Here is a 13,167-nt window from a genome sequence, read left to right as displayed (position 1 = left end):
TGAGCAAGCGTTTGAGTGCATTGTCATTTTACATGGAGGTATATGATGAATGTTAATTTAGGAACCGCAGACGCTGCGGTGGGTATCGCTTTTAGCGTCATCACCGATTTTCTTCGTGAGCTGACAAGGCTTGGCCGATTCCCGGATCAGCTGGAATTCGATCGCGAGATTGGCGGGCAAGCCTCTCATATCATTGTGCTGCTCGACCCATTTGAATTTGTAATGATCAAAGAGGGGCCAGATTCTCCACGCAGTATTCTCCGTATTTTAGGTACTATCGAAATACGCCCGGTCGATGACCCTGGCGCTCAGCCGCTTATTGTTCCGCTTGAGGCAGCAGTAAGATTGACCCTTTTCCTGACTGATGCTGAGCCGGTTGCCGAAATTGGATTTCGCTATGATGGCATTGATGGAACGCCTTCTCCTGCTGAAATTACCAGTGAAATTGATAATTTCATGAATAGTGCCGCAATACGGGACATCCTTGGTAATACCAGACTCCCCATTGCTGATAGCCTGGTTCAGGGTTTGAATGAGACAAGGTTTATCGATCCCGCGACCCGCCCAGAGGAGGCGGAGTGGAATGTGGAACTTAGCCTGACTCCTTCTGGAGCAGATACCGTCGATGCCTTCGTTATCTCTGCCAGCCCCCCACAGACTAGCGCCTCACTGGTAATCAATGAAAGCTTTGTCGCAGCGCGCACCGAACTTGCCATCGCATACAATAGGAACTTTCTGGATATGGTTTTGGAGCGGGGTGCCGAAGCCAGGATAGGACAGTCAGTCGATGGTGCAAAGGTGACCTCCTTGTCCATGTCGATGGCAGATAATGGAATTCAGATAACAGGTCATGTAGTGAGAGCAATCGATACGCCTCTTATTGATGTAGCGCCCGATGTCGACATCGATTTTAATGGGGTGGCTATACCACGCCTTATTCGTGGAACCACAGGCATGACAATGGATACCTCCGGAATTGATGTCGATGTGGATGACAGTGATGAAATCTTCTATGGGGCATTAAAATGGATCCTTACCATTGGCGCATCGGCGTTACTCTTTACCGGGGTGGGAAGCCTGACTGCTCTGGGTATTTTGCTCTGGGCGAGTCTGGTGCAAATAGTCTGGAATGGCGCGGCCGAGCTTGATAACGCTCCCCATATTCTTCGAGATAATCTGGGAGCCGGATTGGGTGCCCAACTGAGTCTGCTTGCCGAGTCCCTTGATGACACCACCCCTGCTGGCGAACTAAGCGTTGATGGTACACCTGATTCACTCCAGGTCGTGGATGGGAATATGGTCTTCTTTGCCCAGGTTATTATTGTTTCAATGATGGCCAGAATGCGCTCCGCTGAATATTCTCAGCATTTACGGCGCTTTGTTATTTTTGAACTGGATGACAGGCGGAAATTTCGTGCTCAGGAGTTAGCCCGATTGATGAAGGCCGGCAAAATTTCGGTATCCGGTTTCCATCATGTGAATGGAAAATATGTCAGATCAGATCACGACAATTCAGCAGCAAATAACTTACTCAGACTATTTAAGTCCAATGAAACGCAAGAGGTGGTTGTAAAAAATAAATAAAAACCCAGGACGCAGGACTATAAATGTTCTGCGTATCAAATTGATTGAAACTTAAACCAGCTTGTGACACTATCTTTTTTTGTGATGAAGACCTCCTCACACTAGTTAAAAAATAAACATAATCAGGATGTGGATGATTTGACGAGCTTAGCCGTTGAAACACGCTTGTAAAAGGCATTTTCCCTATGAAGATAAGAAAATTAAGCTACTCAGAGTTTGGAGTTGAAAAACAAAATCTATTGGCGGTGTTGCGTGAGTGGCAAAAAAAGCAAAAAGAGCATACTTCAAAAAATCTTTTCAACTCAACCAACTCGAATTTGCTTTATCATTGGAGAGAATCTGTTAACGATATGGTAGCTTATTTAGAGAAAGATATTTCCGAGGAAGGCGCCAGCAGATTTAAAAAAAATGGATTTTGTTTTCTTATCGCTGAGGATAATGGGGAAATACTGGGCGTGGCTTTAGGAGGGGGGATATGCACTTATAAGTCACAAGCCAATGAATTTTTTGGGGCGAAGGGTCGATATTTTGAAATAAGCGAAATGCTCATTTCCGCATCCTGCATGCTGTCCCGATGTTATCCTCAAGAGGAAAACTTACAAGCGCGTAAACAAGTGGGGAAAGAGTTGTTAATCGCAATGGTTGATCACGTCAGCTCTTTAGGAAAACAATGCCGTGTTTTGGCAAGACCCCATTTCAATAACGAGACCGCAAAGCAGTTTTTTTCAAAACATCTTTTTAAGCAGAGCGGTGGTTGTATAGGCTATAGCTATACACTAGAAATAGATCACTTCAAATGGATTGCTAAAGCAAGACACCGGGAACTGATTGCAAAAGAGTACACCTGGCTTATTGAGGATTATAATGTTTGCGAAGATAAACGCTCTTTTTATATGTAGTCTACAAAACCATCTAAAAATTCAGACTCATCCATTAGAAATTTTTTATCTACCTCTGATTCATTCAAATAGCTTGTTTGCATAATAGCTTGTTCAGGACTGTGCTTTTTTTCATTAATTAAATAAAGAATTGCTTTAGCATGACTCTCTGTAAAAGGCTCTCCAGCCTCGCAAGGTTGCCATTTCCGTAAATGTTCTTTAGAAACCATCCCTTCTGAGTCCTGCATGGTGCTTATCATTGCCTGATTTAACTTAAAAGGGCTGGCAAAAAAAGTAATTAGATCTGCGGATGGTTCCGGATGTAAATAGGGGCTTTGGCTCGTGTCTGATCCAGGTTTCTGGTGATATTGTTTGATATACTCTTGTTTTTTGAGTTCTAAATCATTGATCAGAGAGGCCGTGTGTTCTGAAAATGACATGATTGACCGCAGGTAAAACATACCAGAGGACTGTGTTATACAAGTCTCCTCATCTACCACAGGAGGAACAACCTCCCCATCAAGCCGAAGTTTCACTTGAAGCCTGTAGATTTCTTCGGCAGGCACCTCATCAGAAAACCTGAGAAAATAATCACCAGGATCAGTTTTGTGAAGAGTACATGCGTATTTTTTTTGCATTGCCTGCAGTATGGTATTAATTTGCTCCTGAATTAGATTCTCATCAATAAGCGATGATTTGCTCGCCCTTACTGCGGATAGTCTGGATTCCAGATATTTCTTATGGGCATTTGGATCATCTATATCAATTATTGGGTATCTATAAAATTGCGAAGTGGAGAGGGGTAACGGTATGTTGATTTTCTCTAGCCTATCCGCAATAGCTCTGTAATATTCATAGTAATCCTGAAGGAGAGTACTTCCTTCCATTTTCGTATAGAGATTGTAGAAAAATGCCAGATTAATAAAAATACCCTGTTGATTTACTTCAATAAATGGCAGAGACTCCCAAGGTATCACTGCAGGCACTTCAATAGAGTTAAGCATGTTCTGAATTGCTTGAGCTCTGAGAATCTGCTCTTCGGATGCATTCATTACTGACATATAATAGGCAGGCGATTGTAAAATGTTTTTGGATAAAATTTTCAGGGCCTCAGCAGCACTCACTTCAATTTGATAGAAAAAGTGATCTTTTTCTATTAGAAGTAAATAATTCTGATGCTTAAAAAATCGCTTAATGAAGGTCTGCACAAACTGATCATCATCAGAATAGCTGAAGATCCTCAAACATGTGCTTCCAGGTATCAAACGGTTATGCGTTTGGAGCCAACCGAAGTCCTGCGTTAATTTTGCAAGCTTACTTATCGTTTCAAATTGCTCTCGATGAAAGGCCAGCAAATCTGAAGCTGTTATGTTAAAACTAAGTCGAGTGCCTGCACTATCCAGAATCGGATTGAGGTTGGCAAAATACTCCTGGTAGGATTGCGCAATGTAGCAAGAATAAAAAACATAACTAGTGGTTTTTGCGCCCATCGACTCGATATACCCAGTAGGAAGATCTATTTGTGAAAAATTGTAGTGGTCATTGGCATTCTTAAATTCACTAGTCTCCATAACTTCTTCACGAGATAGGGCTATAAGAGCCGGACGGTGTTTTGGATCATAGGAAAATAGCCCAACATGAATCCCTTGCCGTGCGAGAAAACCCTGCATCTCCAACGCATCCATTATGGATGCGTGTGACCTGGTATTTAATAACACACCGGTAATATCTTCCATTTGGGCAGCCAGAAGTGCTTCATTGTTTATTAAAACGCCAAACTCCGTAACTGATCTTTTTTCCAGATTTTCCTTCACTTTACCGGAGGTTGTTTTATAAGTGGTATGGCTAGATTTTATCCTTTCCCGCTGTTCTAAAATTTTATTTCTTAACTCTGGAACATTTTTCTTCACTTTAGCTGTGTATTGTTTCAACGAATGGTTTAATTCATACAGTTTTGCATAATCAATTTCTCCATCTGGAGTTAACATGTCTTGATTAAGGGTGTAGGTATAACTCCCAATCCTTTTTAGATAGTAGAGATCAGTGCTCATATCTGACTTGCCAGCGAAATGACATTTTATGCGATGTGAAAACACAACGCCCCCTATATATTTCCAGGCTTTATTACAATCAGAAGGGACTTGGCCTATAAGAGCAATTGGCACATCATTGAGAACAAAAGTGGCAGATAGGAGGCGGGTTTTCGGGCCGTCAGTGGTAATGGATAACCAATCTTCTCGCATAAACCGCGATGGCGTGACCTGACGTATAAATACGCCCTTGTTATCATTATTATAATCACCGATCACTTCATCAGGATTCATGAATCGGGGGGACTGTTCTTGGGTGAGAATAATATGAGCGGCATACTTTTTCTTTAATTCTCCTGGCAAGCTATTAAAAAACACTTTATTCATTTGGATGAATAGTATTTTTGAATAATTAAAGAGTATAAAAAATAAAGTTTCTAACCTGTGCTCAACGGCTCGATTCATTTCGGTGAAACCGATTAGACTCATTTTTTGCCAATGCTTATCCAGCTTTAGCTGTACCAAAAATTGGTTCCATTTTTTTTCATCGCTGTCAATTAATTCAGACAGCTTTAATTCGAGTGTGTTCAAACTATAAATCTCTGTTTAATGCTTGCGAAGATAAAAGTTCTTCAGGGATGCTGCTGGTTATTATTTATATTAGCGAGCTTTAATACCAATTCAATTTGACTCGAGCATCTCAATTTGTTTTTCATGTTTTGGATGTAAAATTCAATCGTACGAACCGATAGTCCCAGCATTCTGGCAATTTCCTTCACTCGCATTCCATTCAGCAAAGCGAATGAACATTCAAGTTCCCGTTTTGATAATTGAGGTTGTTGAGCATAGGACGATGACAGGATCTTTGACTTATCGGCTGTCTTGATAATTAACTTTTCCCGGCTGGCTTGTTCAAGCAAGCCTTTTGCCTGCTCTTTAAACTGCAAACCGTATTGATGCAAACGATCTAGATTGTTTAAGTAAAATTTGTTAATAATCGACTTATTATTCGTGTGAGTCGCAAAACAAAAATATTCAATAGAATCGTCCTGTCGTACTGCAATTGAAATCCCATTGGAGGTATCAAAATTAATTGCTGCATCAAGCAGCATTTCCGGGCAATCTTCTGTTAGCCAGATAAAATAATTAACGGGCTCTGTGAGATAGGTATCTGGCACCGTCAATTTGTTAAGATAATCTTTTTTAAAAAAATGCTCTGTCCATGCTCTGTCGCTGGATAAACGAATGACTGTTCCATCAAAATACATACGGTAATAATTAAATGATGTAATTTCATGTTGTATCAGATGAGGAATCGTGAGTGCATGAACTTCTTCACAGGCACTTAATGCGATGGGAGTTTGCAAAATGACGGACAGGTTATTGGACCATTCAGCATTATAAACAATTTAGTCCATTGTGATCAAATTGGGTTCATTTGCCAGTGTTACCGTAGTTCTACGCCGGTTTTATTTAAACCATTGCTGACTCCGAAAAGTTCAGTGATTATCTGACTAAAAAAGGAATGAAGCATCAGCTGCTTAATGAGAATCAGCAGGGGCAGGGTTTGGTCGTGCTTATCGTCAAGGTCGGAGTTATATTATTTCTGTTTCTTTTTCTTACTCTTATTTTTTGTGTTGTTGCTGCTCTTGGTATTGAGGTTTATTTCTGGCGCAGCAGAAGGAGCTTTGTAGCTACTCGCTACTCCTTTGTATAAGGCTTTACCATCGGTCAATCCTGTGAAGCCCCCTGATAAATTTTCTAATTCACTATCTGAAACTTTATCGAGGTGCTTTGAGCCGTGTTTTTTTGACATTATTGTCTTCTAAGATAATTGCTTGTCTTTTTAGAATAGATTTTGCTCATGCATTAATCAAGGCGATCTATCTAAATATTACTTGTTGCGTGATTATTTCAATTTATAGGCTAAAAGCCCGCGAAGAAGTAATCACTTCATTTGGCTCGCAGCCAGCTACTTCTTTAAGATAATTTGCTTTTAACAGAACGAGCGCATTACCAAGCTGTTGGAATTCCAGAAATAACTCAGAACTCAAAAACTGATTTAACCAGGAATATAAAGAACTTAAATCAGAGAAATCTTTTTTTTCGAAAACCTGTCTTAATCGTAGTGCTCTTAATATCACTTCTTTGAAGTCACTGAGGCTGGGCTCATTCTTGTCTCGCATGGACCGGATTGCAAATTGTAATAAAAAAAGACGCTGCCTTGGAGTTGTAAGAACAATTTTGCCAGCCAGCTTAATCTTTTCTTTTTCGCTTAAAGAATCCAGTAACTTTTGATTTAATAGAAAAGTATCTGGACTGCGGCAAAAGTACTCGGCGGGATGAGTTAATTTTTGTAGGTTTTCAAGAGTCAGCACATCATATCCTGTTATAAAATTCACAAAGTCCATTATTCATGTGCCAGGATTATATTCTTTGTGAACCTGAAAGTGTATGGGCGTCAGACCCTTGCTGTTTGGGTGTCGGGCTTTGAATGGCTTTGTGGTCTATAATTGGACGATAACTATTTGTTAATTAGTTCTATGAAATTTTATATATGTGCAATAAGGCCCTATAAAAATTCACTTAATCCAAGTGATTTCGTTTCGTCTTTAATCAACCTCATTCCCTCTATTACGACTCAAGCTAAAGAAGAACTTGGGGAAGATGTTATTACTGTGATCGCAACTTATGAATACGCGATAGGGGGCAAAAAGGGAATTACTAAACAGGAAAAAACGAACTATTTAGCTAAATTACAGGAAGCAGTAAAAGCAGTACCTAATCTACTTGTAATTCCAGGAACAATTGCAACCCTTACTGATATAAGCAGCAATGATTTTGAAAAAATTACAAAGAAAGAGCAGAAACTGGCCATTAAATATGATGAAACCAGAAGAAAGTATGAAGCCTTTGAATTTCCTACAGAAGAGGGTTGTTTCTATAAAGAAAGATATAAGTTTCTGAAAAATCAGAATCAACCAGGTGATAAAAAATATCTGGGAAATATTGCTCATGCTTTTGTCGGGAACCAAGAAATTAAACATAAAAAAAATAGGCCTATCTTCGAAACTCGCTTACATCCAGAAAGAATTTATAACCTTGGTAGAGAGGAATACTTCTATGATATTAACCTGGCTGGCAATAACGTAGAAATGGGTATGCTGATTTGTGCTGAACAAAATGATGATGGTCTTAGGAAATTAATGAAAGAAAGAGCTCCTTTTTTACAAGTAGTCTTGTCAAATGGAACCGGGTTTATTCCTGACAGCATGTTTGGTGCGCTTAATTTGCACGTTGATGTGGATACTTCTTGCAGCGGTTGTTGTATTGGTAAAGCTCATCGTTTAGCAAGAAATATTGAAACTGTGGAAGTTCATAACCTGTTTGTAAGTACTAAGGATGCCGTCATTGATGACCATCAATTTCCCATTTCAATCTGGACAACTGTCGCTTCTATGGAACCAGAAATCATCATTTATGATGACAAAAAGCCTGGAATAATAAATCCTGATTTTCGTGAAGATATTGATAGTGTCCTGGCCAGGATTACTGATAAGCATTCATTTGTACTTAATAATCCAGGATTGATAAAGGATGGAGAAGATATATTAATGGCTTTAAAATACTTAGACCCACAGGAACATCTGCCATTCGTTCTGGAGCATATTAAGAAAATTCACCCTGCTAGGATTGGGAAGATAATTCAATTATTTCATGGAAATGATCTTTTCAAGCTAATAGATAGTTATATTGCAGAAAACAGCAGAAACAACATTGTCAAACCAATCATTATGATAAATATCGCAAAGGCTTTGCCGCCATCAGATTGCTATCATTTTGCCACTAAATATCATCAACATTTACCTAAACAATCTCAATGGCTAGTGACCATACTAAAACGTTTGCATCCGAACGATAGATCTGAACTTTTAAAACAGAGTCGGTATGAAATACAGGATACAGACTCTCTAATACAAATATGCAAAGAGATCCCGCAACATGTTCGCTTATCAATGCTTCTTGATCATAAAGATCTCGTGGAAAAAGACATTAGTTCTTTTAAGATTTTATTGGATGAAACTCAACGCGGCGAATTGATTTCAGAGCTACGTAGTACTGTAAGGTCCGGAATCATTTCTGGATTTAGATAATCAAGCACCCTTCCGGGCGTGGAGGTCATAGCCGTCAGGCTAAGAAGTAATGTTATCCCCTCTCCCCCGCGCGCAGCTTGGGGGAGAGGGTAGGGTGAGGGGGGTGAAAAATTTATCACGTTAGTGATTCCATCTTATTGTGGCAATAAACCATAACCACAGAAATATGATTAATGAATCGCTACGCGACCTTGTTTATAGCCCCCTCACCCTAACCCTCACTGCCATTAAGTTAAGCCCAACTGTATATTAAACTGTCATCCCCGCGAAAGGCGGGGATCCATCTCTGAGCTAGTTACAATGCCGACTGAGGAATGGATTCCCGCCTTTCGCGGGAATGACATAATTCCTTAACTTAATGTCAGTGACCCTAACCCCAGCTGCGCGATGGAGAGGATCAGATATTCTTAGCCTGGCGGCTATGGGCGTGGAGGTTGACCTGTTGCGGCTTGTCCGGGGTATCCATTGGATGGTCGAGTAAAAGAGAGATTTCTTGATAAGGCAGGGTGCTTTTGTTCGCAGCTAGAATCGTGCTGGCTCCGGGAAGGATAGATTCGTCAGTCACTGCGTTCCTTCCTCACCCCTCCGGGGCGCGCTGAAGCGCGTCCAAAATGCTTCGCCGCGCTTTGCGCTCTTCGCTTCGCATTTTGTCGAACCTCATTCGGTTCAAACCCTTCCGGGCCAAAGACAGTTGGGATTTTTTATTGTATTTCGGAGTGATTATTATTGTTTTGATTTTTACTGGGAAATGGCGCGCCCGGAAGGATTCGAACCTCCGACCCCCTGGTTCGTAGCCAGATACTCTATCCAACTGAGCTACGGGCGCGTTGTTCTTGGCGGAGAGAGAGGGATTCGAACCCTCGATGGGATTTTGTCCCATACTCCCTTAGCAGGGGAGCGCCTTCGACCACTCGGCCATCTCTCCGGTCAATGGTTGCGAAGTATAGCAGGAATTTTGTGGAGGTCAACACTTAATGTGAAAGAAATAAAGTTATCTGAAATTCAATAACATAATTTCCAAAAATTTTAATAGCTGGTATCTTTGATATATACTGAACTATTCAAAATGCTGAATACTCACAAGCCTTATATGTGACGGGATAATCTCTATTTATGTCAACAAACATGGTTGGCAGATATCAGGAGGACGAATGAAACACAAGTCTAATTTAAGCGGCCGCGATGTGTATGTCGTGGACGGACTGAGGACGCCTTTCTTGAAAGCAAAAGATGTGGGTCCTTTTACTGGTTCGGATTTAGCGGTAGCTGCAGGCTTACCACTCTTAAACCGGCAGCCTTTTTTACCCTCTGATCTGGATGAAGTCATTATTGGCTCTGCAATGCCTGGGCCAGATGAAGCCAATATTGCCCGCGTAGTGGCCTTACGCCTGGGTTGCGGTGATAAGGTTCCTGCCTTTACCGTGATGAGAAACTGCGCTTCCGGGATGCAGGCTCTCGATAATGCCGCCATGCAAATTGCTTCTGGGCGCAGCAACCTGGTGCTTGCAGGGGGTACGGATGCGATGAGTCATGCTCCGCTGCTTTTTAATCAAAAAATGGCATCCTGGCTTGGGAAATGGTTTGCCGCTAAAAGCGTTGGTCAGCGATTCGCTCTTGCTACGCAATTTCGGCCTGCTTTTCTTGCGCCAGTAATCGCTTTGCTCAGAGGCCTGACTGATCCTATTGTTGGATTAAATATGGGGCAAACTGCTGAGAAAGTGGCCTATCGTTTTAATCTGACCCGTGAGCAAATGGATACATTTGCAGCAAATAGCCATAAACGCCTGGCTCAGGCTTATGCCGAAAATCGCATGGAAGAAGTGGTGCCGATTATCGACAGCAAGGGTAGAATTTATACTCAGGATGATGGAATTCGACCAGATTCTACGGTAGAAAAATTAGGCCAGCTTAAGCCCTTTTTTGATAAGAAATACGGGATGGTAACTGCGGGAAACAGCTCCCAGATTACCGATGGCGCCTGCCTCTTGATTCTGGCTAGTGCCGACGCAGTTAAAAAATATAAATTACCTGTTTTGGGTAAAATCGTGGATTCGCAATGGTCCGCTCTTGATCCTTCTCAAATGGGGCTTGGACCTGTCCATGCAGCAACTCCTATTATGGAAAGACAGCATGTGAAACCGTCAGAGCTTGATTGCTGGGAAATTAATGAGGCATTTGCTGCCCAGGTTCTTGGATGTCTGGCTGCCTGGGACGATAAGGAGTACTGCCAGAATCAGTTAGGTTTGACGGAACCAATGGGGGCGCCTTCACTTGACCGGTTAAATCAGGATGGCGGGGCAATCGCTGCTGGTCATCCTATTGGGGCTAGTGGAGCAAGAATAGTACTGCATGTTTTGCAATCCCTGAAACATACAAATGGCAAAAAAGGAATGGCGGCAATCTGTATTGGAGGTGGACAGGGAGGCGCAATGTATTTGGAACGGGTTACAGAGGTGAAAGGATAATGACTAATTACAATCATTGGGAAATCGATACTGATACAGATCGTATACTGTGGCTTGGAATTAACAGGAACGATGCGGCGGTCAACTCTATTAATCAGGAAGTGTTGGATGAGTTAAATATCATTCTTCAGGACGTTGCTAAACAAGCCGACCTTGCAGGTCTGGTCATTTATTCAGCAAAGAGTAAAGGATTTATTGCAGGGGCTGATATTAATGCGTTTTCTCAATTTAAGACCCCGGAAGAAGCAGTTAACTTCCTAAGAAAAGGACAAACAGTCTTCTCTCGGCTTGAATCCCTTAAAATACCAACGGTGGCCATGATCGATGGATTTTGCATGGGCGGCGGATTAGAGCTGGCACTGGCCTGTGATTATCGTATTGCAAGCGATGACGAGGGCACTCGGCTTGGGTTGCCAGAGGTCATGCTTGGAATTCACCCAGGCTGGGGAGGAACGGTTCGTTTGCCGCGGCTGGTAGGTGGTTTCGATGCCTTATCCAGAGTTATTCTAACCGGTGCGCCTGTTTCTGCAAAAACAGCAAAACAAATTGGTTTTGTCGATGATGTCGTTCCTGAAAGACAATTGAGAAGAGCAGCCATCTATTTCATCAGAAATAAACCAGCCAAACATAAACCCCGGTTTTTACAATCGATTACTAACATGGGATGGATGAGAGCAATTATAGCTCCTGTTCTTCGCTATCAGGTTTCCAAGCGTGTAAGAAAGCAACATTATCCAGCACCCTATGCCATTATTGATCTGTGGGAAAAAGAAGGGGGCGCCGGTGAGAGGGCTTATCTGAAAGAGGCTGATTCTGTGGAAAAACTGATTACTCAGAGTAATACAGCCAGTAATTTGATTCGGGCCTTTCTTTTACGCGAACGCATGAAGGCTTTTGCCAAACACAGCGACTTTAAGGCCAGGCATGTGCATGTAATTGGAGCTGGTGTTATGGGCGGGGACATTGCTGCCTGGTGTGCTCTAAAAGGATTAAAGGTTACTCTGCAGGATCAGAATTATGACAAAATCGCACCTGCAATAGGCCGTGCCCATACACTGTATAAGAAAAAACTGAAAAAACCCCGATTAATTCAGGCGGCGATGGATCGGCTGATTGCTGATCCGGAGGGCTTTGGTGTAGCTCGAGCTGATGTGATTATTGAAGCTGTGTTCGAGAATCTTGAAGTAAAGCAGCAGATCATGAAAAAGCTGGAAGAAGAAGCCAGAGCAGACGCTATCATTGCAACCAACACTTCCAGTATTCCTTTGGATGAAATTAGTCAGGTTATGAAACATCCCGAGCGACTCGTGGGTATTCATTATTTCAATCCTGTTGCGAGAATGGAACTGGTGGAAGTTGTTAGCAGCAATAAGACGCTGAAAGAGGTTCGTGATAAATCCTGTGCCTTTGTAAATCAAATCGGACGTCTTCCATTACCCGTGAAATCAAGTCCAGGTTTTCTGGTTAATCGCGTCCTCATGCCTTATTTGATGGAATGCGTTCAATTACTGGAAGAGGGTTATTCGGGAGAAGCTATCGATGAAGCTGCCGAAGCATTCGGGATGTTTATGGGGCCAGTTGAGCTTGCTGATACAGTAGGAATGGATGTATGTCTGGCCGTGGCTGAGAATCTGACCAGGCATTATGGTGGAACTGTTCCTCAGAAATTGCGTGATATGGTCAAAAATGGGAAGTTAGGCCGCAAGACAGGCGAGGGCTTTTATGTCTATAAAAATGGCAAGCCTGTTAAAAAGAAAGTCCAGGCCAAAACTGAAAAAGATATCGCTAATCGCTTAATTTTGAGAATGGTCAATGAGTCAGCTGCCTGTTTACGTGAAGGAGTTGTTGCTGACAGTGATTTACTTGATGGTGCAATGATCTTTGCTGCTGGATTTGCTCCATTCCGTGGCGGTCCTATGAATTACGCGAAAGATTTTGGCCGCGATAAGCTAAGCCAGCTTTTCAGCACTTTACAAACTCAATACGGCGAGCGATTCAAGGTCGATGGCAGTTTGTAAATTCCAAATTTAATGGCAGGAGTAATCCTGCCATTTCC

General features: G+C 42.0%; 10 protein-coding genes and 2 tRNA genes. 5 read left to right on the top strand and 7 right to left on the bottom strand.

What is annotated here, in order from left to right; genetic code table 11:
- Positions 1 to 42: 42 nt before the first annotated feature.
- Both B1207_RS03690 and B1207_RS03685 read left to right on the top strand, forming a co-directional pair.
- A complete protein-coding gene (locus B1207_RS03690; protein ID WP_146740006.1) occupies positions 43 to 1,584 on the top strand; it encodes a hypothetical protein in 1,542 nt (513 codons plus the stop codon).
- A gap of 185 nt (positions 1,585 to 1,769) precedes the next feature.
- Positions 1,770 to 2,483 carry a hypothetical protein gene (locus B1207_RS03685; RefSeq protein ID WP_112218645.1) on the top strand — a complete coding sequence of 238 codons (714 nt, stop codon included), beginning with the start codon at positions 1,770 to 1,772 and terminating at the stop codon, positions 2,481 to 2,483.
- On the opposite strand, the gene B1207_RS03680 is transcribed toward B1207_RS03685, so the two are convergent.
- From B1207_RS03680 to B1207_RS03665, 4 genes are all read right to left on the bottom strand, one after another.
- On the bottom strand, positions 2,474 to 4,879 hold the full coding sequence (locus tag B1207_RS03680; RefSeq protein ID WP_172458104.1) for a hypothetical protein: 2,406 nt from the start codon (positions 4,877 to 4,879) through the stop codon (positions 2,474 to 2,476). The genes B1207_RS03685 and B1207_RS03680 overlap by 10 nt on opposite strands.
- 245 nt (positions 4,880 to 5,124) lie before the next feature.
- A complete protein-coding gene (locus B1207_RS03675; RefSeq protein ID WP_112218643.1) occupies positions 5,125 to 5,859 on the bottom strand; it encodes a helix-turn-helix transcriptional regulator in 735 nt (244 codons plus the stop codon).
- A 233-nt stretch (positions 5,860 to 6,092) separates the two neighbouring features.
- On the bottom strand, positions 6,093 to 6,308 hold the full coding sequence (locus B1207_RS03670; RefSeq protein ID WP_112218642.1) for a hypothetical protein: 216 nt from the start codon (positions 6,306 to 6,308) through the stop codon (positions 6,093 to 6,095).
- Between the two features lie 103 nt (positions 6,309 to 6,411).
- Positions 6,412 to 6,894 carry a hypothetical protein gene (locus B1207_RS03665; RefSeq protein WP_146740004.1) on the bottom strand — a complete coding sequence of 161 codons (483 nt, stop codon included), beginning with the start codon at positions 6,892 to 6,894 and terminating at the stop codon, positions 6,412 to 6,414.
- Positions 6,895 to 7,035: 141 nt separating this feature from the next.
- Here B1207_RS03665 and B1207_RS03660 point away from each other — a divergent pair, with 141 nt between their 5' ends.
- Positions 7,036 to 8,646 carry a hypothetical protein gene (locus B1207_RS03660; protein ID WP_112218640.1) on the top strand — a complete coding sequence of 537 codons (1,611 nt, stop codon included), beginning with the start codon at positions 7,036 to 7,038 and terminating at the stop codon, positions 8,644 to 8,646.
- Positions 8,647 to 9,043: 397 nt separating this feature from the next.
- Here the strand turns inward: B1207_RS03660 and B1207_RS15915 are convergent, their stop codons facing one another.
- From B1207_RS15915 to B1207_RS03650, 3 genes are all read right to left on the bottom strand, one after another.
- Entirely contained in the window at positions 9,044 to 9,211 is a 168-nt protein-coding gene (locus tag B1207_RS15915; protein WP_172458102.1) for a hypothetical protein, read from the bottom strand.
- A gap of 184 nt (positions 9,212 to 9,395) precedes the next feature.
- Positions 9,396 to 9,472: transfer RNA gene (locus B1207_RS03655), tRNA-Arg, on the bottom strand.
- Positions 9,473 to 9,480: 8 nt separating this feature from the next.
- Positions 9,481 to 9,571: transfer RNA gene (locus B1207_RS03650), tRNA-Ser, on the bottom strand.
- 226 nt (positions 9,572 to 9,797) lie between these two features.
- Between B1207_RS03650 and B1207_RS03645 the strand changes: the two genes are divergently transcribed.
- Positions 9,798 to 11,111, top strand: a complete 1,314-nt coding sequence (locus B1207_RS03645) for an acetyl-CoA C-acetyltransferase (protein ID WP_112218639.1) — start codon at positions 9,798 to 9,800, stop codon at positions 11,109 to 11,111.
- On the top strand, positions 11,111 to 13,129 hold the full coding sequence (locus B1207_RS03640; protein WP_112218638.1) for a 3-hydroxyacyl-CoA dehydrogenase NAD-binding domain-containing protein: 2,019 nt from the start codon (positions 11,111 to 11,113) through the stop codon (positions 13,127 to 13,129). The genes B1207_RS03645 and B1207_RS03640 overlap by 1 nt, the downstream gene beginning before the upstream one ends.
- The last annotated feature ends 38 nt before the right edge of the window (positions 13,130 to 13,167 follow it).

Source organism: Legionella quinlivanii, from assembly GCF_003265995.1.
GTDB classification, from domain to species: domain Bacteria; phylum Pseudomonadota; class Gammaproteobacteria; order Legionellales; family Legionellaceae; genus Legionella_C; species Legionella_C quinlivanii_A.
Note: the sequence above shows the minus strand (reverse complement) of the source record. Positions and strands in the feature narration are given on the sequence as shown.

Bases quoted from the DNA above. Each gene is read 5' to 3' on its own strand.
- B1207_RS03640 (WP_112218638.1), top strand. From the start codon at position 11,111: ATGACTAATTACAATCATTGGGAAATCGATACTGATACAGATCGTATA.
- B1207_RS03645 (WP_112218639.1), top strand. From the start codon at position 9,798: ATGAAACACAAGTCTAATTTAAGCGGCCGCGATGTGTATGTCGTGGAC.
- B1207_RS03685 (WP_112218645.1), top strand. From the start codon at position 1,770: ATGAAGATAAGAAAATTAAGCTACTCAGAGTTTGGAGTTGAAAAACAA.
- B1207_RS03680 (WP_172458104.1), bottom strand. From the start codon at position 4,879: ATGAATAAAGTGTTTTTTAATAGCTTGCCAGGAGAATTAAAGAAAAAG.
- B1207_RS03660 (WP_112218640.1), top strand. From the start codon at position 7,036: ATGAAATTTTATATATGTGCAATAAGGCCCTATAAAAATTCACTTAAT.
- B1207_RS03690 (WP_146740006.1), top strand. From the start codon at position 43: ATGATGAATGTTAATTTAGGAACCGCAGACGCTGCGGTGGGTATCGCT.
- B1207_RS03670 (WP_112218642.1), bottom strand. From the start codon at position 6,308: ATGTCAAAAAAACACGGCTCAAAGCACCTCGATAAAGTTTCAGATAGT.